This window comes from Devosia crocina, from assembly GCF_900116545.1.
Taxonomy (GTDB): domain Bacteria; phylum Pseudomonadota; class Alphaproteobacteria; order Rhizobiales; family Devosiaceae; genus Devosia; species Devosia crocina.
Window position 1 is genome coordinate 514,159 of sequence record NZ_FPCK01000002.1, and the last position, 21,441, is coordinate 535,599.

General features: G+C 62.6%; 20 protein-coding genes. 12 read left to right on the forward strand and 8 right to left on the reverse strand.

The window, feature by feature from the left end; translation table 11 throughout:
• Nucleotides 1–23 precede the first annotated feature (23 nt).
• The 3 genes from BM364_RS12120 to BM364_RS12130 all read left to right on the forward strand — a co-directional run bounded on the left by BM364_RS12120 (nt 24) and on the right by BM364_RS12130 (nt 3,922).
• Nucleotides 24–1,394: a glutamate--cysteine ligase gene (locus BM364_RS12120; protein WP_092424926.1), complete on the forward strand. Its 1,371-nt coding sequence runs from the start codon at nt 24–26 to the stop codon at nt 1,392–1,394.
• Nucleotides 1,395–1,626: 232 nt separating this feature from the next.
• Nucleotides 1,627–2,898, forward strand: a complete 1,272-nt coding sequence (gene purD, locus BM364_RS12125) for a phosphoribosylamine--glycine ligase (protein ID WP_092424928.1) — start codon at nt 1,627–1,629, stop codon at nt 2,896–2,898.
• A 142-nt stretch (nt 2,899–3,040) separates the two neighbouring features.
• The gene (locus tag BM364_RS12130; RefSeq protein ID WP_139232582.1) at nt 3,041–3,922 is read left to right on the forward strand and encodes a patatin-like phospholipase family protein; all 882 of its coding nucleotides are present in this window, start codon (nt 3,041–3,043) and stop codon (nt 3,920–3,922) included.
• A gap of 251 nt (nt 3,923–4,173) precedes the next feature.
• Here BM364_RS12130 and BM364_RS12135 read toward each other — a convergent pair whose 3' ends face one another.
• The gene (locus BM364_RS12135) at nt 4,174–4,626 is read right to left on the reverse strand and encodes a nucleoside deaminase (RefSeq protein WP_092424932.1); all 453 of its coding nucleotides are present in this window, start codon (nt 4,624–4,626) and stop codon (nt 4,174–4,176) included.
• Nucleotides 4,627–4,736: 110 nt separating this feature from the next.
• Here BM364_RS12135 and mutL point away from each other — a divergent pair, with 110 nt between their 5' ends.
• The 3 genes from mutL to BM364_RS12150 are packed head-to-tail and all read left to right on the forward strand — an operon-like array spanning nt 4,737 to nt 8,607.
• Entirely contained in the window at nt 4,737–6,557 is a 1,821-nt protein-coding gene (gene mutL, locus BM364_RS12140) for a DNA mismatch repair endonuclease MutL (protein WP_092424934.1), read from the forward strand.
• Nucleotides 6,557–7,063: a metallophosphoesterase family protein gene (locus tag BM364_RS12145; RefSeq protein ID WP_092424936.1), complete on the forward strand. Its 507-nt coding sequence runs from the start codon at nt 6,557–6,559 to the stop codon at nt 7,061–7,063. The genes mutL and BM364_RS12145 overlap by 1 nt, the downstream gene beginning before the upstream one ends.
• Nucleotides 7,060–8,607, forward strand: coding sequence for a VOC family protein (locus BM364_RS12150; RefSeq protein ID WP_092424938.1), 1,548 nt, complete (start codon nt 7,060–7,062; stop codon nt 8,605–8,607). The genes BM364_RS12145 and BM364_RS12150 overlap by 4 nt, the downstream gene beginning before the upstream one ends.
• A 135-nt stretch (nt 8,608–8,742) precedes the next feature.
• Here BM364_RS12150 and BM364_RS12155 read toward each other — a convergent pair whose 3' ends face one another.
• Complete coding sequence (locus BM364_RS12155; RefSeq protein ID WP_092424940.1) at nt 8,743–9,813, reverse strand: citrate synthase; 1,071 nt, start codon at nt 9,811–9,813, stop codon at nt 8,743–8,745.
• An 85-nt stretch (nt 9,814–9,898) separates the two neighbouring features.
• On the opposite strand from BM364_RS12155, the gene BM364_RS12160 reads away from it, so the two are divergent.
• On the forward strand, nt 9,899–11,020 hold the full coding sequence (locus BM364_RS12160; protein WP_092424942.1) for a citrate synthase: 1,122 nt from the start codon (nt 9,899–9,901) through the stop codon (nt 11,018–11,020).
• A gap of 5 nt (nt 11,021–11,025) precedes the next feature.
• On the opposite strand, the gene BM364_RS12165 is transcribed toward BM364_RS12160, so the two are convergent.
• The 5 genes from BM364_RS12165 to BM364_RS12185 all read right to left on the reverse strand — a co-directional run bounded on the left by BM364_RS12165 (nt 11,026) and on the right by BM364_RS12185 (nt 16,923).
• Nucleotides 11,026–11,619, reverse strand: a complete 594-nt coding sequence (locus tag BM364_RS12165) for an inorganic diphosphatase (RefSeq protein WP_092424944.1) — start codon at nt 11,617–11,619, stop codon at nt 11,026–11,028.
• A gap of 65 nt (nt 11,620–11,684) precedes the next feature.
• The gene (gene edd / locus BM364_RS12170; protein WP_092424946.1) at nt 11,685–13,499 is read right to left on the reverse strand and encodes a phosphogluconate dehydratase; all 1,815 of its coding nucleotides are present in this window, start codon (nt 13,497–13,499) and stop codon (nt 11,685–11,687) included.
• Nucleotides 13,500–13,621: 122 nt separating this feature from the next.
• On the reverse strand, nt 13,622–14,317 hold the full coding sequence (gene pgl / locus BM364_RS12175) for a 6-phosphogluconolactonase (protein ID WP_092424948.1): 696 nt from the start codon (nt 14,315–14,317) through the stop codon (nt 13,622–13,624).
• 170 nt (nt 14,318–14,487) lie between these two features.
• Nucleotides 14,488–15,969, reverse strand: coding sequence for a glucose-6-phosphate dehydrogenase (zwf, locus tag BM364_RS12180; RefSeq protein ID WP_092424950.1), 1,482 nt, complete (start codon nt 15,967–15,969; stop codon nt 14,488–14,490).
• 12 nt (nt 15,970–15,981) lie between these two features.
• The gene (locus tag BM364_RS12185; RefSeq protein ID WP_175528585.1) at nt 15,982–16,923 is read right to left on the reverse strand and encodes a glucosamine kinase nucleotide-binding domain-containing protein; all 942 of its coding nucleotides are present in this window, start codon (nt 16,921–16,923) and stop codon (nt 15,982–15,984) included.
• A gap of 378 nt (nt 16,924–17,301) precedes the next feature.
• Here BM364_RS12185 and BM364_RS12190 point away from each other — a divergent pair, with 378 nt between their 5' ends.
• The 4 genes from BM364_RS12190 to BM364_RS12205 all read left to right on the forward strand — a co-directional run bounded on the left by BM364_RS12190 (nt 17,302) and on the right by BM364_RS12205 (nt 19,427).
• Nucleotides 17,302–18,198: a cation diffusion facilitator family transporter gene (locus BM364_RS12190; protein ID WP_092424955.1), complete on the forward strand. Its 897-nt coding sequence runs from the start codon at nt 17,302–17,304 to the stop codon at nt 18,196–18,198.
• Nucleotides 18,199–18,247: 49 nt separating this feature from the next.
• Nucleotides 18,248–18,706, forward strand: a complete 459-nt coding sequence (locus BM364_RS12195) for a hypothetical protein (protein ID WP_092424957.1) — start codon at nt 18,248–18,250, stop codon at nt 18,704–18,706.
• 29 nt (nt 18,707–18,735) lie between these two features.
• Nucleotides 18,736–18,990: a DUF2164 domain-containing protein gene (locus tag BM364_RS12200; RefSeq protein WP_092425343.1), complete on the forward strand. Its 255-nt coding sequence runs from the start codon at nt 18,736–18,738 to the stop codon at nt 18,988–18,990.
• 80 nt (nt 18,991–19,070) lie between these two features.
• Nucleotides 19,071–19,427, forward strand: coding sequence for a DMT family protein (locus BM364_RS12205; RefSeq protein ID WP_092425345.1), 357 nt, complete (start codon nt 19,071–19,073; stop codon nt 19,425–19,427).
• A gap of 37 nt (nt 19,428–19,464) precedes the next feature.
• Here BM364_RS12205 and BM364_RS12210 read toward each other — a convergent pair whose 3' ends face one another.
• Entirely contained in the window at nt 19,465–20,493 is a 1,029-nt protein-coding gene (locus BM364_RS12210; protein ID WP_092424959.1) for a zinc ABC transporter substrate-binding protein, read from the reverse strand.
• A 108-nt stretch (nt 20,494–20,601) separates the two neighbouring features.
• Between BM364_RS12210 and BM364_RS12215 the strand changes: the two genes are divergently transcribed.
• Entirely contained in the window at nt 20,602–21,408 is an 807-nt protein-coding gene (locus BM364_RS12215) for an ATP-binding cassette domain-containing protein (RefSeq protein WP_092424961.1), read from the forward strand.
• Nucleotides 21,409–21,441: the final 33 nt, after the last annotated feature.

Consider the following 21,441-nt stretch of genomic DNA (forward strand, 5'->3'; position numbering starts at 1 on the left):
CTCACCTTTGCCTCGAGGACCTCATGGCCGGCGCCGACACTTTCTCGCCCCCGATCGAATCGCGCGCGGACCTCATCGAGGCCATGTCGCGTGGCGCCAAGCCTGCCAGCGAATGGCGGATCGGCACGGAGCACGAAAAGCACGTTTTCCACACCGACCCCCTCCGCCCGGTAACCTATGAAGGCCCGCAAGGCGTCCGTGCGCTCCTTGAAGGCATGGAGCGGGAAACCGGCTGGCACCCGTTTCATGACGGTGAAAACCCGATCGGGCTTCGTAATAAGGAAATCGCCGGTGGCATATCGCTCGAACCGGGCGGACAGTTCGAACTGTCCGGGGCCCCGCAGGAAACGCTGCACGGGACGGCGGCCGAACTTTCCGAGCACATGCGCGTCGCCAAGAAAGTCGCCGCCCCGCTCGATATCCATTTTCTTGGCCTCGGGGTGACACCGCTCTGGGCCGTCAACGACATCCCGGCGATGCCGAAATCGCGCTATGGCATCATGACCCCTTATATGGACAAGGTCGGATCGCTCGGCACCTCGATGATGTACCGCTCCTGCACGGTGCAGACCAATCTCGATTTTTCCGATGAAGCCGACATGGTCAAGAAGCTGCGCGTGTCTCTTGCGCTGCAGCCTGTGGCCACCGCTCTCTTTGCCAATTCGCCCTTCGCCGATGGGCGCGACACCGGCTATCTCAGCTTCCGCAGCCATATCTGGCTTAATACCGACGCCGAGCGCACCGGTATGCTGCCCTTCGTCTTCGAAAACGGCTTCGGCTTCGAGCACTATGCCGACCACGCCCTCGACGTGCCGATGTATTTCGTTATTCGCAACGGCCAATATGTGAACGTTGCCGGCGAGAGCTTCCGCGCCTTTCTCAAGGGGGAATTGCCGCAATTGCCGGGCGAAAAGCCGACGATCAAGGATTGGGAAGACCACCTCTCGACCCTGTTCCCCGAAGTGCGACTCAAGCAATTCCTCGAAATGCGCGGCGCCGACATGGGCGACGAGGCCCATGTCACCGCCCTCTCCGCCTTCTGGACCGGCCTTCTTTATGACGATGTGTCGCTCGAGGCCGCCTGGGAACTGGTGCGCAACTGGTCCGACGAGGATCGCGAATATCTGCGCCAGGATGTGCCGCGGCTGGGCCTTGCGACCCCATTCGATCGATCGAGCATTTTCGACATTGCCGCGCAAGCCGTCGGCATAGCCGAAGCCGGCCTTGTCCGCCGCGCCCGCCTGAATGAAAAGGGGGAGGACGAGACCATTTACCTCGCCCCATTGGAAGAAACCATCCGCACCGGCAAGGCCCCCGCCGAACGCTGGCTCGAGCGCTATCGCGGCGAATGGAATGGCGATGTGACGCGGATATTCGACGAAGCCGAGATGTAGGCTTCCAATTCTAGAAAAGCCCCTCACCCTAACCCTCTCCCCAGAGGGGCGAGGGGACTGGGCTGGTGATCTTGAACAACTCCAATCCCGAACGGGATGACATCCCCTCGCCCCTCCGGGGAGAGGGTTAGGGTGAGGGGTTCTTGATGTTCTCCCGCTGCACCCCCATCTTCCCCTTGCCCTCCCGCCCACTTTCCTCCATCACGCTCGCACATCTTGCGCGGAGGCACATATGCGGGTTCTGGTCATCGGTTCGGGCGGTCGCGAGCATGCTTTGGCCTGGAAAATTGCCCAGTCGCCGCTCCTGACCAAGCTCTACGTTGCGCCGGGCAATGGCGGGACCGAGAATGTCGCGGAAAATCTCGACCTCGACATCACCGATCATGCCGCGGTCATCGCCGCGGCCAAGGCACACGACATCGACTTCGTAGTCGTCGGCCCCGATGCGCAAGTTGTGGCCGGCCTTGGCGATGATATCCGCGCCACCGGGATCACCTGTTTCTGTCCCTCGAGGCAAGCCGGGCAACTCGAAGGCTCGAAAAGCTTCACCAAGGCGCTCTGCGACGAATTCGATATTCCGACTGCCGCCTATGCCCGCTTCGAAGATGAAGCCTCGGCTCTGGCTTACATCTACACCCAGGGTGCGCCGATCGTGATCAAGGCCGACGGCCTGGCTGCCGGCAAGGGCGTGACCGTTGCCATGAGCGTCGAGGAAGCCGAAGAGGCGGTGATCGACTGCTTTTCAGGTGCCTTTGGCGACTCCGGCGCTGCCGTCGTCATCGAGGAATTCATGGAAGGCGAAGAGGTCAGCCTCTTTGTGCTTTGCGATGGCGAAACGCTTCTGCCCCTCACCACGGCACAGGATCACAAGCGCGCCTTTGACGGCGACCTTGGCCCCAATACGGGGGGCATGGGCGCCTACTCCCCTGCCCCGGTGATGACGCGCGAGCAATATGATTTCGCCATGGCCAAGATCGTCGAACCCACCGCCCGCGGACTGGCGCAGCGCGGCACGCCTTATCAGGGGGTTTTCTATGCCGGGCTGATGCTGACCGAGGAAGGCCCCAAGCTCGTCGAATACAATGCCCGTTTCGGCGATCCGGAATGCCAGGTGATGATGATGCGTATGGAAAGCGACCTCTTGCCGCTTCTCCACGCCACTGCCACCGGCACGCTCAAGGGCCATGAGGTCCACTGGAAGGACGCCTATGCCTTGACGGTCATCATGGCGACCCAAGGTTATCCGGGCAGCTATGGCAAAGGCAGCGAAATTCGCGGCCTTGAGGGGCTCGACAGCGACACTCTGACGGTGTTCCACGCAGGAACAATGCGTGACGGGAACCGTTTACTTGCCAATGGTGGGCGGGTCCTCAATGTGACGGCGCTCGGGGTATCGGTGAAAGAGGCACAGGCACGTGCTTATCGAGGCGTTGACGCAGTGGATTGGCCCGAAGGCTTCTCCCGAAGGGACATCGGGTGGCGGGAAATCGCCCGGGAAAGCTGAACCATTCTTCAATCTTGCCGTGCTAAGTTCGAGGCGTACCGTCTTTGACGAGACGCCGCCGCAACGCGAGCTGACGCCGCTGCAAAAGCGCGGCAAGGCGCTGGTTGAGAGGCTGCGCTCCACAGGAAGGGAGCGAGGCGGAATGAGCACTGTGTCTGGTCCCAGGATTGGCGTTGCACTGGGCGGCGGCTCGGCACGCGGCTTGACCCATATCCCCTATATCGAAGCCATGGATGAACTGGGGCTCAAGCCTTCGGTGATCTCCGGCACTTCGATCGGGGCTCTAATCGGCTCAGGCTGGGCTGCAGGCATGAGCGGCAAGGAATTGCGCGAGCATTCCTACGAGGTCCTCGGCACCCTGCGCACTATTGCCACCAAACTCTGGTCGACCCAGGTGAAGGGCCTTGGCGGCATCCTGCGCAATGGCATTTCCATGCAGCTCGATCCGCTCCACGTCGTTGACGCCTTTACCCCACCGAATTTCCCGCGCGAGTTCAAGGATCTCAAGATCCCGCTCTATGTGGTGGCAACCGATTTCCAATCCTGGCATCAGGTCGTTTTCAACTCCGGGCCCCTGCGCCCGGCCATCGCCGGCTCGATCGCCATGCCAAGCCTTTTCAAACCCATCGTCCACGAAAACCACATTCTGGTGGATGGTGCGGTGGTCAATCCGTTGCCGCTCGATCAGGCCGATATCGGCACCGACTTTCTGATCGGCATCGATGTGAATGGCGATCCCTCGAGCGGCATCAATAAAACCGACCATCGCCCGCTCGACATCTGGTTCGGCTCGGCCCAGATCATGATGCACTCGCTGATCGCCCATTCCTTGGCTGCCTATCCGCCCGACATCTATATCCGGCCGCATGTCGCCAATTTCGGGGCCATGGAATTTTGGCGGGTGCGCGAAATGCTGACCCATGTCGAAGCGGAAAAAGACCGCTTCAAATATATGCTTACCCGCAAGATGGAAGCCTATATCCAGAACAGGATCGAGCCGGTCCCCAGCAATCCGGCGGCTTGAACTTTGTAAAGAATGACCCCTCACCCTAACCCTCTCCCCAGAGGGGCGAGGGGACGTCATCGCGTTTGGGGCACGCTCCGCTAACGACCACCAGCCTAATCCCCTCTCCCCTCCGGGGAGAGGGTTAGGGTGAGGGGTCCAGAGGATCCTAAAGGCAATAAGACATCCGAGACGCTGAACCCCTCATCCGACCCTGCGGGTCGACCTCTCCCCTCAGGGGCGAGGTGAAGAAGGCTTTGGGCTAGAGGCTGCTACTCCCGCAACTTCCGGAAAAAATCCACCAGCATCGCCTCTGCCCGCGACGCCGAGACGCCGCCAATAATCTCGGGGCGATGGTGGCAGGTCGGTTGCTCGAAAAGGCGCACCCCATTTTCGACAGCCCCAGCCTTGGTGTCCTCGGCCGCAAAATAAACGCGGCGTAGCCGTGCATGGGCGATGGCACCGGCACACATGGCGCAGGGTTCGAGGGTGACATAGAGATCGCACCCATCGAGCCTGCCCGTGCCGCGAATGCTTAGCGCCTCGCGGATCGCCAGCATTTCGGCATGGGCGGTTGGGTCACACAGCGCCTGCATGCGGTTGCGCGATGCCGCCAGCACGCGCGCTCCCTCCATCACCACCGCTCCTACTGGAGCTTCCCCCAGTTCGGCCGCTTCGCGCGCAAGCGAGAGGGCAAGGTCCATGGGCGAAAGGGCATCGGTCATGGCTGAGGATGTAGCTTGGGCCTGTCTTGAGGGCAAGCATGGGTAGAAATCCCCAACCGGGTCGGCAAGTCCGCTTGCCTCCCCTATATTGAGTTCAAGGAGAATCGCTCTTGCCCATTCGCCAGCTTCCCGAAGACCTGATCAATCGCATCGCCGCGGGCGAAGTGGTCGAGCGACCAGCCAGTGTCGTCAAGGAGCTGGTTGAAAACGCCATCGATGCCGGCGCCCGCCGCATCACCGTTTCGACGGCTGGCGGGGGGGTAGACCTGATCCGCATTACCGATGACGGGCATGGGATGGATCAGGAGGATCTTCTTCTTTCGGTCGAGCGGCACGCAACGTCCAAGCTCTCGGTGGATGATCTCGACGATATCCGTACCCTCGGGTTTCGTGGCGAGGCCCTGGCCTCCATTGGCTCAGTGTCGCGACTCTCCGTCGCCTCGCGCCCGCCGGGCGCGGAAACCGGGCTTTGCGTCGTCGTCGACAATGGCCGCCGCACCGGCCCCATGCCGCAGGCGATGAACCGCGGCACCGCGATCGAAATGCGCGATCTCTTTGCCCAGGTGCCGGCGCGCCGCAAATTCCTCAAGAGCACCCGTTCGGAAGCAGCCGCCATCACCGACGTGATGAAGCGCCTCGCCATGGCCAATCCTGAAATCCACTTCATCCTTGAAGGGCCCGACCGCATGGCTTCGAATTGGCCGGCGGTGACGGGCGAAGGCGCTTTGGCCGCCCGGCTCGGTCAGGTCATGGGCGCCGATTTCGTCGACAATGCCGTGCCCCTCGCCATGGCACGCCACGGGGTCGTCGTCGCGGGCATGGCAGGCCTGCCGACCTTCACGCGCGCTAATTCGCTCAGCCAGTTCTACTTCGTCAATGGCCGCTCGGTGCGCGACAAAGTGCTGGTGGGCGCGGTTCGCGCCGCCTTTTCCGACTACATCTTTCGCGATCGTTTCCCGGTCGTCGCCCTTTACCTCGCCATCGATCCCGCTGCGGTCGATGTCAACGTTCATCCGGCCAAGGCCGAGTTGCGCTTCCAGGATCAGGGCGCCATCCGCGGCGCCGTCATCCGCGCCATCGGCACCGCCCTCGCCGCCGCCGGCTTCCAGGCCTCGAACACCGTGGCCGAGGATATCCTGGGCGCTTTCAGCCCCCCGGAAATGGCCGAAGCACCCGCGCCCGCCTATGAACCCGCAATCGGCTTGAACGACGCGCCCCGCCCGCCCAGCTACGGCTATCGGTCCGAAACTGCCCCGCTCCATCTCGATCGTTCCCCTGGCCGCCTGGCCGGCTTTACCGAGCCAAGCGCGCGCGTCGAAACGTTCACCGAAGCAAGAGAGGCGCTCGATTATCCGCTCGGCACTGCCCGCACGCAGATGTTCGACAACTATATCATCGCTCAGAACGACAAGGGGCTGCTCCTCGTCGATCAGCACGCCGCCCACGAGCGGCTTGTTTACGAGCGCTTCAAGGCGCAGCTGGCGTCCGGCCCCGTTGCCAGCCAGGCCCAGCTTATCCCGGTGATCGTCGAGATGAGCGAAGATGATTGCAGTCTTCTCGAAGACGCCGCGGCCGAACTCGAACGTTTCGGGCTCTACCTTGACCGGTTCGGCCCTCGCGCCATCGCCGTGCGCGAGACGCCGGCCCTCCTTGGCAGCAGTGACATCGAGGGGCTGGTGCGAGATCTCGCCGATGGCCTCAGCGAATGGCAGAGCGCTGCGGCATTGACCGATCGCATGGAGGCGATCATCGGGCGCATGGCCTGTCATGGCTCGGTCCGTTCCGGCCGGCGGCTGCGCGTCGATGAAATGAACGCGCTCCTCCGCGACATGGAAGCGACTCCCCATTCGGGCCAGTGCATCCACGGCCGTCCCACCTATGTGGAGCTCAAGAAGGGCGATATCGAACGCCTGTTCGGGCGCAGCCGCTGATGATTTATTTCACGAGCGACAGCCATTTCGCCGATCCGCGCGTTCTGCGCATCGATCGCCGGCCCTTCGCCAACATGCCCGAGCATGACGCGGCGCTGATCGCGAACTGGAACGCGGTTGTCACGCCGGACGATGAAGTCTGGCATCTCGGCGACTTCGCACGCGGCACAAGCGAAGAGGTCGAGGCACTCCTTGCCCAGCTTCATGGCACGAAACACCTGGTCATCGGCAACAACGATCCGCAAACAACGCTCGATGCGAAAGGCTGGGCGAGCACCCAGCACTATGCCGAGCTTACCATCGACGGGCAGCTCTTCATCCTCTGCCACTATCCCTTCCGCACCTGGAACAAGATGGGCAAGAAGTCGATCAATCTTCATGGCCATTCCCATGGAAGGCTGACGCCGGTGCCGCGCCAGTTCGACGTTGGTGTCGACGCGCAGGATCTCCGGCCGCAACGCATCGAAGACATCATTGAGCGGCCGCGCCGCAGGGCAAAGACATGACCTCAGGCATCCACCACGTCACCCTGATCACCGGCGATGTTCAGGCCAATGTCGATTTCTATGCCGGCTTTCTTGGCCTGCGCCTCGTCAAGCGCACCGGGGGCTACGAGGACCCGCGGCAGCTCCATCTCTTTTATGGGGACTATGCCGCCAGCCCCGGCTCGCTCGTCACGTTCCTCGTCTGGCAGGGTGGCTCATCGGGCCAGGCGGGCGCAGGCCAGGTCAGCGAACTCTCGCTCGCCATCGCGCCCGGATCGGTCGGCTATTGGCTCGAGCGCGCCCTGACGCACCAGGTCAAGGTGGAAGGCACGGGCCAGGAGTTCGGTGAAACCGTTCTTCGCCTCCGCGATCCCGATGGGGTTGTCGTCAAGCTCGTCAGTGCCGATCTGCCGGCGCTCTCCATGCCGGAAGGCGGTATTCCCGTCGAACATGCCATTCGCCGCATTCGCGGCGTGACGCTTCTGTCCGAGGTACAGGAAGAGACAACGGCATTTCTCGCGCACTATTTCGGCTTCCGCCCCGGCCCGGTGGAAGGCCCCGTTCACCGTCTCGTTTCCGATGTCGGCGACGTCCTCGATATCCGCGATGCCTCTGGCTTCTGGCTGGGCGTGCCCGGCACCGGCACCGTGGATCATGTAGCGGTTCGCGCTCCAACTCCGGAAGCCGTGGAAGCCACCGAGCGCGAATTGCAGAAGCGCAATTCGAGCCTGACCAACCTTCATGACCGGCACTATTTCACCTCGCTCTATGTGCGTGAACCGGGCGATGTGCTGATCGAGCAGGCCAGCGACGGGCCGGGTTTTACGCTCGACGAACCGCTCGAAAGGCTGGGCACGACCCTTTTCATGCCGCCAGATGCACCCGACCCGCAGGCGACCAAGGTCATGCTGCCCCAGTTCGGCCTGCCCGGAGAAGAGCGCGTCGTTTATCGCGATCTCATCTACAAGCATCGTTTTTACGCGCCCGACCATCCTGACGGCACGACCATCGCATTGCTTCACGGCACGGGCGGCAATGAAACCGACCTGATGCCTCTGGCTCATCGCGCAGCGCCCAATGCAACCCTGCTTGGCCTGCGCGGACGCTCGACCGAAAGCGGCGTGCAACGCTGGTTCCGCAGCTTTGGCCCCTCGATTTTCGACCAGAAGGACATTCGCTTCGAGTCTGGTGCGCTCGCTGCCTTCTTCGATGAGGTGCGCAGCGCCTACCGGCCGGATCCCGGCAAGCTCCTGGCGCTCGGCTATTCCAACGGCGCCAATCTCCTTGGCGCGGCCCTGCTGCTTCATCCGGGTTTTATCAGAAAAGCGGTGCTCATCCGCCCTGCCATGGTCCTCGATGCGGCGCCGGAAAGCGACCTTTCAGGCACGAGCGTGCTGATCATCTTGGGCGAAACGGACGCCTTCCGCTCCCAGGGCGAGGCCCTCGCCAAAGAGCTGAGTTCTGCCGGCGCCAGCGTCAAAACCGAGGTGATTGCAGGAGGCCACGGTTTGTCGGAGGCTGACCACAAGGTGATCGGAAAGTGGCTGGAAGACCCCTTACCCTAACCCTCTCCCCAGAGGGCGAGGGGACGCAAGAGCCGGTTCAAATATGTTCGGCTCTTTTGCGGCAACATCCCCCATCGTGCCCTCGCCCCTTTGGGGAGAGGGTCAGGGTGAGGGGCCTTTTCCAGATTTGAATCGCTAGGCCGCCTTCGGTCCCACATAGCGCGATTGTGGCCGGATCAGTCTTCCACCCTCGATCTGCTCATGGGCATGGGCAAGCCAGCCGCTCACGCGGCCCGCCGCAAAGACACCGGTAAACGCCTCGCGCGGAAAGCCTAGGGCTTCGAGCAGCAGCGCGGTGAAGAACTCCACATTGGTTTGGAGCGGGCGATCCGGCTTTTTCACCTTGAGTTGAGCCAATGCCTCACGCTCCACCGCTTCGGCCAGCGCCAGGCGTTCACGATCAACATCTCCTGCAGCGCCCAGGCGGGCGAGAGCAGCCTTGAGCGCATCAGCGCGGGGGTCACGGACACGATAGATCCGATGCCCAAAACCCATCAGCCGCTCGCCGCGGGTCAAGGCCTCGCCAATCCATCGGCCAGCCTTTTCCGGCGACCCCACCGCGTCAAGCATATCGAGCACCGGCCCCGGCGCGCCGCCATGAAGCGGTCCCTTGAGCGCACCGATGGCGGCCAGCACTGCCGAGGTGTAGCCCGCCCGTGTCGAGGCGACGACGCGCGCGGCAAAGGTCGAGGCGTTGAGCCCATGATCCGACACGGTCACGAGATAAGTATCGAGCGCTGCCACCGCTTCAGCTCTCGGCGCCCTGCCATGCAGCATGGCCAGCATATCCGCTGCATGCGTCAGCGCGGGATCGGGAGGCAGCGCCGCCATCCCTCTTTTGCACCGGATCAATGCAGGCACGAACACGGATGGAGCCGCAGCCAAGAGCAGCGCAGTCTCCTGATCCTCGCCATCGGGCAATCGCGCCATCAGCGCCCGCAATCCTTCGGTGATCGAGAGCGCGGCTATGCCGTCGTCGAGCCACCTGGTCTCGGCGAAAGCCCGCTGCCGCGCCATGCCCAGTCGCTCTCGCAGCGCCGCGCTTTCGGGCAGCATGCGCCCGCCAAGAAGATTGAGGACATTCTCCCAATCGGTGCGACCAGCGAGATCTTCGAGCCTATAGCCGCAGATTACCAACCTTCCGTTGAGCCCATCCACTTCCGACAGGCTCGTTTCGGCGGCAATGACATCATCTAGTCCAGACATGTTGCGTCTCCTTTGCTCGGAGCACTAGATTGAGCCGATCAAGATTGACGTCAATCTTGATGCAATCGATCAATGTGAGCTGACCATGAGCTGGATATCCGCCGAGCAGGCCCTGGAGGTGCTCGGCACCAAGCCGCAGACACTTTATGCCAATGTAAGCCGCGGCCGGATCGCGGCCCGGCCCGATCCCGCCGATCCGCGCCGCAGCCTCTATCGGGCAGAAGATGTCGAGCGCCTCGTCGCCCGCCGGAATGGCAGGCGGCCGGCACAAGCCGTTGCGGCCGAAACGATCGCCTGGGGCGAACCCGTCATGGAAACCGCCATTTCAACCATAGCGGGCGGCCGCCTGCTGATCCGCGGGCAGGACGCAGCCGAAAGGGCAAAGACTGCAACGCTTGAAGAGATGGCCGCGCTCCTCTGGTCAGTCCCCTTTCCTCCCGACTTCGCCGCTGAACCCAGCAGCGAAAGCGAGACCGGTCTCCTTCCGGCCTATCGCAGGATCGCGGAACTGGCGGCAACCGAGATGCCAGCCATCAGCCGTCACCGCAGCGTGCTTGTCGCCGATGCCACCCATGTCGTTTCGGCCTTTGCAGCCACTATCGCCGGCACCGGGCCCGGCCCCGTACATACGCGCCTTGCCGCGCACTGGCAAAGACCTGCCGCCACCGAGGCCCTTCGCTGCGCGCTCGCGCTCCTGAGCGAACACGAACTCAATGCCTCGACCTTTGCTGCGCGTGTCGCCGCCTCGACCGGCGCTCCGCTCGCGGCCTCAGTCCTTGCCGGTCTTGCTGCTCTTTCGGGTCCCCTCCACGGCACGGCCAGCCTCAGCATGAGCGCCCTCGTGCGCGATGCCGAACAGCAAGGCGCAGAGACGGCGATAGCCAACCTTCTCCGCCAGGGACAAGCGCTGCCCTGTTTCGGTCACCGGCTTTATGTGGAAGAGGATGTTCGCGCGCCGGCCCTTCTCGCCACCTTTGACGTTCCCCCGCTGTTCAAAAAACTCGCGGAGGCCGGGCATGCCATGAGCGGGGAAAAGCCCAATATCGACTTTGCCCTCTCGGCCCTCGTTGCCGCTCATGATCTGCCACACGATGCGCCGCTGCAAATCTTTGCGCTGGCCCGCAGCGTCGGCTGGCTGGCTCATGCGCTCGAGCAAACTGAAACGGGCGCGCTGATCAGGCCGCGCGCCCGTTATACCGGTGTCTAGGACGCTCAGTTGGCGCGATAGGCTTCGATGGCGTCGGAGACCATCTGCTGGGCTTCGTTGACGCCGGAGAAGCCGTTCAGTTCCACGACCTTGCGGCCTTCGGGGAGTTGCTTATAGACGCGGAAGAAGGCTTCGACGCGCTGACGCTCGATCTCGGGCAGATCGTCGATCGACTGAATGTCGTCATAGGTCGGGTCGATGTCGGAGGCGGGCACGGCGATGATCTTGTCGTCTTCCTCGCCGCCATCGATCATGTGCAGAACGCCAATGGCGCGCACCTTGATAAAGGCGCCCGGCACGATCGGCTCGCGGGTAAAGACCAGGGCATCAAGCGGATCGCCATCGCCGCCGAGCGAGGACGGGATCGAGCCATAATTGGTCGGGTAGACCACCGGCATCGACTGATAGCGATCAACGATCACATGGCCATTGTCGGCGTCGATCTCGTACTTGGTGAAGCTGCCGGCCGGAATTTCAACAACGGTGAAGAACTCGGAAGAGTCTTCGGGCTGCGGATAGGCAAAGGGATTGACGAATTCGGCGTGCGCGGCGCCCGAAAGGGCAAGCGTAGCGGCAAGGGCCAGAACGGTGGTCTTCACGGGTGATCATCTCCGGATAGGAATGCGGACGCGCTCCCCTATCCGGACCAGATGACAGAGCTGTGTCAGCGAAAGACGCTGGCGCCCCTGTCAGCCACACCCACAAGGCTGCGGAACCCGGCAAAGAGTTCGCGGCCCATGCCAAAGTGCTGATGGCGCTGATCTTCGCTGGCTGGCGTGCGCGCAAAGAATTCTTTCTCGTCGCCGAGGAAAGTCAGGGTGCCTTCATTGGCGTCGAGACGGATCATGTCGCCGTCGCGGATCTTGCTGATCGGCCCGCCATCCACTGCCTCGGGAGTCATGTGGATCGCCGCCGGCACCTTGCCCGATGCGCCCGACATGCGCCCGTCGGTCACGAGCGCCACCTTGAAGCCGCGGCCCTGCAGCACGCTCAGCGGCGGGGTCAGGTTATGCAGTTCGGGCATACCGACGGCCTTGGGGCCGGAAAAGCGCACCACAGCGATCATGTCGCCGTCGAGCTCACCGGCTTTGAACGCGGCCTGCAGGCCCTCCTGGCTATGAAAGACCCGCGCCGGCGCTTCGATAACGCGGTGCTCTTCCTTGACCGCCGAGACCTTGATGACAGAGCGGCCGAGATTGCCGCTGAGCAGTTTGAGCCCACCCGTCGTCTGGAACGGCGCCTTGGTCCCCGTGAGCACCTTGGGCAAGGCACTTTCGAGCGGCACGGGCTGGAAGTCGAGCTTGCCGCCGTCGAGCTTGGCTTCGACCGTGTAGTTCGACAGCCCCGAGCCCCAGACGGTCTTGACGTCCTCGTGCAGATACCCGTCCTCGAGCAGTTCGCGAATGAGGAAGCCCATGCCGCCCGCAGCATGGAAGTGGTTCACGTCGGCCACACCATTGGGATAGACGCGCGCCAGAAGCGGCGTCGCGTCGGACAGATCGCTCATGTCGTCCCAGGTGATCTGAATGCCGGCTGCCGCCGCCATGGCGATCAGGTGCATGGTGTGGTTGGTCGAGCCGCCCGTGGCGTGAAGGCCGACAAGTCCATTGACGAAGGCCTTTTCGTCCATGATGTGGCCGATAGGCGTATAGTCGTTGCCCTGCGCCGAAAGCGACAGCGCCCGTTTGGTCGCTTCCCGCGTCAGCGCATCGCGCAGCGGCGTGCCGGGATTGACAAAGCTTGCCCCCGGCAGATGCAGGCCCATGATTTCCATCAGCATCTGGTTGGAATTGGCCGTGCCATAAAACGTGCAGGTGCCGGGCGAGTGGTAGGACTTGCTTTCCGCCTCAAGCAGTTCGGCGCGCCCCACCTTGCCCTCGGCATAAAGCTGGCGAACCTTGCTCTTTTCGTCGTTGGGAATGCCCGATGGCATGGGCCCCGCTGGAATGAACACGGCTGGCAGGTGACCAAAGCTCAGGGCGCCGATGACGAGGCCGGGGACGATCTTGTCGCAGATCCCCAGATAAACGGCGGCGTCGAACATGTTGTGCGAGAGCGCGATTGCGGTCGACATGGCGATGACGTCGCGGCTGAACAGCGACAAGTCCATGCCCGGCTGGCCCTGGGTGACTCCGTCGCACATGGCGGGAACGCCACCCGCCACCTGCGCCGTCGCGCCGATCTCGCGCGCCGCGTTCTTGATGATGTCAGGATAGAATTGATAGGGCTGGTGGGCACTCAGCATGTCGTTGTAGCTGGTGACGATCCCAAGGTTGAGCGTCTTGTTGCCCGCGAGCGCCGCTTTCTCGGACGGGGTACAAGCAGCAAATCCGTGAGCGAGATTACCGCAGGAGAGCGCAGATCGATAAACGCCGGCATCACGCGCGGCATCGATGCGCTTGAGATAGTCTTCACGGCTGTTGCGGCTGCGGGCCGCAATACGGTCGGTGACGTTCTGGATGGCCTGGCGGACAGACATGTCTTTCGCTCCTAAATGGCAAGGGACGCGCCAAAGGGGGGCCGGTGGCGCGGCAATTCCTTGCGTCGATGACTGGCGCCTTTAGCGGCCAGGGCGATCGATTGGGGACCGCCCCAGGGGCTTTAGGGGCACCAGTAAATGGCTAGCGGCGCGCCCGAGCGGAGCACGGCGCGAATGGGCATGTCCTCGATCGGACCATCGCCCAGCGCCGTTTCCAGCACTGCGGCCTTTTCGTCTCCCTCGATATGGAGGTAAAGACCGTCGGTTTCGAGGAGGCGCGGCAAGGTAAAGGTGATGCGCGGCTCGCCGGCACCGGGCGCATGGATGGCCAGCGTCGGCCCTTCCGCGCTCAGCGCGTCGGAAAGCGTATCGCCACCGGGAAAGAACGAGGCGGTGTGGCCGTCATTGCCCATGCCAAGGATTACGGCCGCAAAGGGTTTTGGCAGGCTCGAAACAAGCGCATTGGTTTTTTCGATTTGATCAGCGTCGGGCGTCTCGCCACCTGAATAAAGCGGAAGAAAGCGCGCCACGGCCGCCGGGCCCTGCAGCATCTTTTCGTTGACCAGCAGCGCGTTGGATCGGTCGCTGGTCTCGTCGACCCAGCGCTCGTCGACCAGCGTCACCACCACCTTGGACCAGTCGATATCCCGCGTCTTGCCCAGCGCGCCGAAGAATTTGCCCGGCGTCGACCCGCCGCTGACCGCAATCGCCGCCTCGCCGCGTTCGGCAATGGCTGAGCGAATGCGATCGGCCACAGCCTCGGCAAGCTCCTTGGCCAGCGTCGATTTATCGGCAAAGCTGCGGCGGTCGATGGTCATATTTTTGGTCCTTGGATTTAGCGGTTTTCCTGGCCCAGTGGAGTTTACCCCCACCTAGCCTCCCCCTCCAGAAGGGGGAGGGATACATCGTGTTCGTCTCAGTGTCAGTGAGCCACCGAACTGTCCCTCCCCCTTCTGGAGGGGGAGGCTAGGTGGGGGTGTTCACCAACTCAGTTATTGCCCTCATACCAGGTCCGCCCATCGCGCTCGATCAGCGCCACGGCGCCGCTCGGGCCCCAGGTGCCCGCCGAATAGCTTTGCGGCGGTTCGCTCGAGCGATCCCAGGCCTGACGGATCGGATCGACCCAGGACCAGGCGGCCTCGAGCTCGTCGCGCCGCATGAAGAGGGTCTGGCTGCCACGGATCACATCCATCAGCAGGCGCTCATAGGCCTCGGGCGTGCGCTCGGTAAACGTCTCGGCAAAAGAGAGGTTGAGCGGCACTTCGCGCAGGCGCATTCCCCCCGGGCCCGGATCCTTGATCATCATCATCAGCTTGACGCCTTCGTCCGGCTGCAGGCGGATGATCAGCTTGTTGGCGCGCGGCGCGCCTTCGGCATGATCGAAGATCGAGTGCGGAATGGGCTTGAACTGGATGCAGATCTCCGAGACGCGCTCGGCCATGCGCTTGCCGGTCCTGAGGTAGAACGGCACGCCCGACCAGCGCCAGTTTTGGATTTCGGCCTTGAGCGCCACAAAGGTTTCGGTGTGGCTGCCCTTCTTGTCGTCTGGCAATTCGTCCTGGTAGCTGGCAACCGCCGTCGCTTCCGACTTCACGCCCCGATATTGGCCCCGCACGGTGGTCTTGGACACATCCCCATTGGTGATCGGCTTGAGGGCACGCAGCACCTTGAGCTTTTCGTCGCGCAGCGCATTGGCATCGTCGCTGGCCGGCGGCTCCATGGCCACAAGGCACAGAAGCTGCAGCATATGGTTCTGGATCATGTCGCGCAGGGCGCCGGATTCGTCGTAGTAGCCGCGCGTACCGGCGCCGACGCTTTCGGCCACAGTCAGCTGCACGTGATCGATATGCGCTGAATTCCAGATCGGCTCGAAAAGCGTGTTGGCAAAGCGCAGGGCGAGCAGGTTCTGCACCGTCTCTTTGCCGAGGTAATGGTCGATGCGATAGACCTGATCTTCCTTGAAGATCTTAGCCACGCCATCATTGATTTCCATCGATGAAGCGAGGTCATGGCCGAGCGGCTTTTCGATCACCACGCGCGCGTCGCGGCGGTAAACCTTGGTCTTTGCCAGTTGTTCGGCGATGGGCTCGAAAAGATCCGGGGCCACCGCAAGATAGAAGGCGCGGATGATCTTGGGATCGTCACGCAGCGCCTTGCGCAGGTCGCCCCAGCCGGCTTCGTCCGAAACGTCGTTGACCACATAGGAGAAGATCTTGAGAAACCGCTCGATGGTGGCGGCGTCCTGATAGTCCTTCTCGACGAACTGGGCGATGGCATCGCTGGCCAGCTTCTGAAATTCGCCGTCGGTGAGTTTCGAGCGCGACACGCCGATGATGCGGCTCTGCTCGTCGAACTGGCCGTCCTTGAAACGGTGGTAGAGCGCGGGAATGAGCTTACGCTTGGTCAGATCGCCGGTGGCGCCAAACACCACATAGTCGAAAGGCTGAACGGGGATGATGCGGCTGGACACGGGGCGTAGTCCCTAGTTTGAGACGAAATTCTGCTTGGCGAGGATCACTGCGCCATGGAGCGGTTCATGTTTGGGCAGCGCGACGAAATCGCCGTAGCGCTCGGTCAGGCGCGGGAACAGGCGCTGCCCCAGGCCTCCGACGATGGCCATGACCTCGGCGCCGTGAGACCGGAACCAGCGCACATAGGTGTCGATATAGCCCATTTGAATATCGAGAAGTCGAAGCGCAACCGGATCGTTGCGTTCGAGATGATCGAACCAGAGCGGCATCAATCTGCCATATTCGCCCGGTGCCCGGCCGATTAGGGCGTCGTCGCACCCTTCGCTGCCATCGCTGCTGAGCAGCCGCAGATCCATCGCAGTGGCGAACGACCAGGTCATGATCGCCTGATTGTCGCCGCCAAGCGCCTCAACAACCGCCCTGGTGAGGGGTGACGCTTCGGCCATGCCGTCTCCGGCTTCAACCGTATAGCGCACGAGCTCGCGCCCAAGGATCGCGCCGGACATCTGGTCCCCGATATGGAAGCCCCAGCCGCCGGCCTGATAGCGCTTGCCATTGACGATCGACATGGCGGCCGAACCGGTGCCGATGATTACGACCCCGCCTTCGCCGCCCTCGAGCGCGCCGGCATGGGCGATATCGATATCGTCGAACACCTTCACCCCGGCAAAGGGCCAGTCGCGGGCTGCAAATTCGGCGCGCGCCGAATCCATTCGCCCCCCTGCCATGCCGAAGCAGGCATAGGTGTTGGCGGTCTCGCCGTAGTCGAGGCCGGCGGCCGCGAACACGTCGCGCGCACCATCGCTGATTGCCTTGTAAGCGGGCTCGCCGTCATCGATCTGCAGATTGGATCGACCGTTCTTGACCTCGGCCAGCGTCACCAGATTTTCGTCGGCCAAACGCACGCGGCAATTTGTGCCACCGCCGTCGACGCCAAGATAATATCGGGGCACGCAGGTTCTCCATAAGGGGTGGGCAGGAAAGAGAAGAGGCTGAACGCTCAGCCCCGACGCAGGCCACACCCTAAGGTGTCAATTCGGCGCGGACCATAATGCGAAAGCTGCTAAGACGAAAGTAGCATATCCGTCAAAATCGACCAGCCGGGCGGCAGATCGCTCCTCCCCTCTGGTCCTAGCGCCCCATACACAGAAAAGATGCGGCGGCTCTCTCGGTTCCGTCGACGCCGATTGCCGATAAGCATTGCTGTTTCAAGGGCTTGCCCTCATATCGCAGCACTTCCGAATGCTTCTGAAAATCACTCGCAAAAACAACGACTTGCGGGGGCACCGTGTTGCCGCTATGGCGAGGCCTCTTTGATCGAGACCCCACCCATGGCCTTCCAGGACCGCACGCTCGCCATTGCCTTTGCTAGCCTCGCGGTCGGCCTTGCCGTTCTGGGCCTGAAATTCTTCGCCTGGCATTTGACCGGCTCCATCGCGCTTTATTCCGATGCGCTCGAATCGATCGTCAATGTCGTTACCGCCATTTTCGCTTTGATCGCGGTGCGGCTCGCCCAGCGCCCGGCCGATGCATCTCTGCCCTATGGCTACCACAAGGCCGAGTACTTCTCGGCCGTGCTCGTGGGCGTCATGATCATCGTTGCCGCCATCCTGATCCTGCGCGAGGCCTATCAGGGCTTTCTTGCGCCAGAACTGCCCGAAGCGCCTGTTGAAGGCCTCGCCTTCAGCATTGTCGCCACGCTGATCAATGTCACCTGGGCACAATATCTGCGACGTTATGGAACTAGGGTCCGCTCCCCTGCGCTTGTCGCCGATGCCAAGCACCTGATGACCGACGTGGTCTCGACGGTCGGAGTTATCGCAGGACTGGTTCTGGTTTACGCCACCGGCATTGCCGCGCTCGACTCCCTGCTTGCCGCGCTTGTTGCGGTCAATATCCTCTGGTCCGGCTGGGGCGTCATCCGCGAAAGCGTCGGCGGACTGATGGACGTGGCCGTGCCGCCCGAAACGCAAAAAACCATTCGCGACGTCATCGCGCAAAACGCTGATGGCGCCATCGAGGCCCACGACATCCGTACCCGCCAGGCCGGCAAGCTCACCTTCATCGATTTTCACCTGGTCGTGCCCGGCACCATGTCGGTTGAAGCGGCTCATGCCATTTGCGATTGCCTCGAAGCCAAGCTGCGCGAGGCGGTAGAAGACGTGCAGATCACCATCCATGTGGAACCCGAGAATAAGGCCAAGCATGCCGGCATCGTGGTGCTCTGAGCTGGCCATCCCCCTTGCCGTCTTGCTGCAAGCCAGGCAGATTCGCCCCATGCGCCTGATCCCGATCCTTCTTGCCCTCAGCCTGCTTGCCACTCCCGCCCATGCCCAGGCGGGCTGGTGGGTGCAGGACAATCCGCACCAGGGCTATACTTTCGCCGTGCCGCCCGGGTTCGACGGCGCCGGGGAAAGCGGTAATCTGAGCCGCTTCTTTTTCAACCGTGCGCAACTTTCGGCCTGGAGTGCCGCCGCATCCCGCTTTGAAACCGAAGCCGAAGCGCAGCTGGCAAGCGACCTCGCCGATGGCTGGGGCATCGCTTCCCGCTCCACCACTGCCACCTGGGCAAGCTGGTCGGCGACCAAGCCGGGCCGGGTCATGCACCAGCACATGATCGCGCTTTGCTCCGGCACCGGCTACGCGGCTCTCCGCATCGAATATGCCCAGGTGCAACGCCCCGAAATCGATCCACTCATCGCCCCGCTTCTTGCTTCGCTCCAGCCGATGTGCTGAACCCTGCCTCCCAACAGGAGCGCTTCGACATGGAAAAGATCAAGTTCAGCCGCGAGGAAACCAAGGCGCTCGTCGGCGAGATCCAGGACTATTTCCGCGAGGAGCTAGACCAGGATATCGGGGCCATTCCGGCAGAGATGCTGATGCAGTTCTTTGCCGAAAGAATGGGCGCCTATTTCTACAATCGCGGCGTTTATGACGCACAGGCGCTAATCCGCAAGCAGGTCGAGAGCCTGTCGGACGATATCTTCGCCCTCGAGCAGCCGACCCGCCACCTGCGCTGAGACCGCTTGCCAAACGGGGCTGGGAGCGGTGAAGGATGCATCCGGTCCAGATGGACCGATTCGTGCCAGTGGTGCCCCCGATGGGATTCAATCTCCCCACCCTTGCCCCCATAGGGCTTCTGATCGCCTCCAACATTTTCATGACCTTCGCCTGGTACTGGCACCTGAAGTATCACGGGCTGGTTCTGTGGGTGGTCGTGCTGATCAGCTGGAGCGTGGCGTTTTTCGAATATTGGCTGGCCATCCCGGCCAATCGCATCGGCAGCGCGGTTTATTCGGCTGCCGAGCTCAAGACCATTCAGGAAGTCATTTCCCTGTCGGTCTTCGCGCTTTTCGCGGTGTTTTATCTGGGCGAAAAACTCACCTGGAATCACGCGGTTGGTTTCGGCTTTATCGGCGTCGGCGCCTTTTTCATCTTCAAGGGCCCGCTGAAATAGCATCACCTCTCGAGCAAGAGGTGATGCCAGGTGCCGATCAGTCGAGGCAATCGACCATGCCCTGCGCGAGCCCGCGCAGCAGTTCGGCATAAAGGCCGGGACCTTCGGCAAGCGCGCTGCCCTCGGGGTCGAGCGTGCCGACCTTGGCCGAAGTTCCCTCGACGATGGTGTTGACGATCGTGGGCTGGAAATTGGGCTCGGCGAAAACGCAGGTCGCCCCCAGCTCGCTCACCTTGGCGCGCAGCTGCTCGATGCGCGCAGCGCCCGGCATCACATCGGGCGAAACGGTGATCGAACCGGCCGAGGTCAGCCCGAACCTCTGTTCGAAATACTGATAGGCATCGTGGAAGACGATGAACGGCTTGTCCAGCGCAGGCGCAAGCGTGTCGCGCAACTCTTCCTCGAGCTGGTCGAGCGAGACGATCTCTGCCTCGGCATTGGCTTGATAGGCGGTGGCATTGTCCGGATCGACCTCGGCCAGCACGGAGGCGATTTCGGTTACCATCAGCTTGGCGTTTTCCGGGTCCAGCCAGAAGTGCATATCGCCTTCGCCATGATCGTGGTCGTGGTGGTGGCCGTGATCATGATCATGATCATGTTCCTCGTGGCCGTGATCGTGCCCGTCGCCGTGCTCATGCCCTTGATCGGCGTGGTCATGTCCATGGCCATGCTCGTGATCGTGCCCGTGATCGTCATGCGAATGGGCCTCGAAAGTGCCGCCTTCGCGCATGGGCAGGAGTGTGATGCCATCGGCTCGGGAAAGCTCCACGGTGCGGCTGCCCGAGGCCAGTGTCTCCAGCGCGTCTGCGAGGAACAGCTCCATGCCATGCCCGGTCCAGAACACCACATCGGCGCTTTCAAGCGCTGCCGCATCCGAGGGGCGCAGCGAATAGGTGTGGGGCGACGCCGCGCCCTTGACGATCAGGCCTGGCTCTCCGACCCCTTCCATCACTGCGGCCACAAGCGCGTGCACCGGCTTGGTGGAGGCGACCACCTCGGGCGCTGCCTGTGCCGTGCCGGCAAGCAGCAGGCTGGTCAGGGAAAATAAGGGAAGCAGCCGGTTCATGGTTCACCTCGCGAACGTCGAATTCAATCACATGTAATGTTATTACACTTGAAGTGGCGTTATGCTATAACGTAAATCATACCGTCAAGAGTGCCTGTGGAAAGTCCTATGAATATGCGCGCGCGGGGCGAAACGCTGATCACGCTGGCCAAGGCCGGTCACGCCCGGGGCGGGCGGCCGCTGGTCGAGGGGATAGATCTGACCATTGCCCGCGGCGAGATCGTCACCCTGATCGGCCCCAATGGCTCGGGCAAATCCACCACCGCCAAGATGGCGACGGGCGTGCTCAAGCCCACGAGCGGCACTGTCATCCGCAAGCCCGGCCTGACCATCGGCTATGTCCCGCAAAAGCTCAGCATCGACTGGACCCTGCCCCTCACTGTCGAGCGCCTGATGACGCTGACCGGCTCCTTCTCCTCCGGCGCGATCGAGGCGGCGCTTTCTGCGGTCGGCGCCCTGCGCCTTCTCCATGCCGCCGTGCAGGAACTCTCCGGCGGTGAATTCCAGCGTGTTCTTTTTGCGCGCGCCATGATCCGCAAACCCGATCTGCTCGTCCTCGACGAGCCCGTGCAGGGTGTCGATTTCTCCGGCGAAGTCGCGCTTTATGAACTCGTGCGCCAGATCCGCGATACCACCGGAGCCGGCATTTTGATGATCAGCCACGATCTTCACGTCGTCATGGCCGAGACAGACACTGTGCTTTGCCTGAATGGTCACGTCTGCTGCCGCGGCACGCCCTCGGCGGTCAAGAGCAGCCCCGAATATCTCGCGCTGTTCGGGCCACGCGCCGCTTCCACCCTCGCCATCTACGAGCACCATCACGATCACGAGCACCACGACGACGGGTGCGTCGTCGGCAAGGGCGGCGCTCATGCCCACCGGCATCACGAGCATGCGGGACATGGACATGGATAAGCCGGCCCATCCCCACTCCGCCTCGCCCTCCTT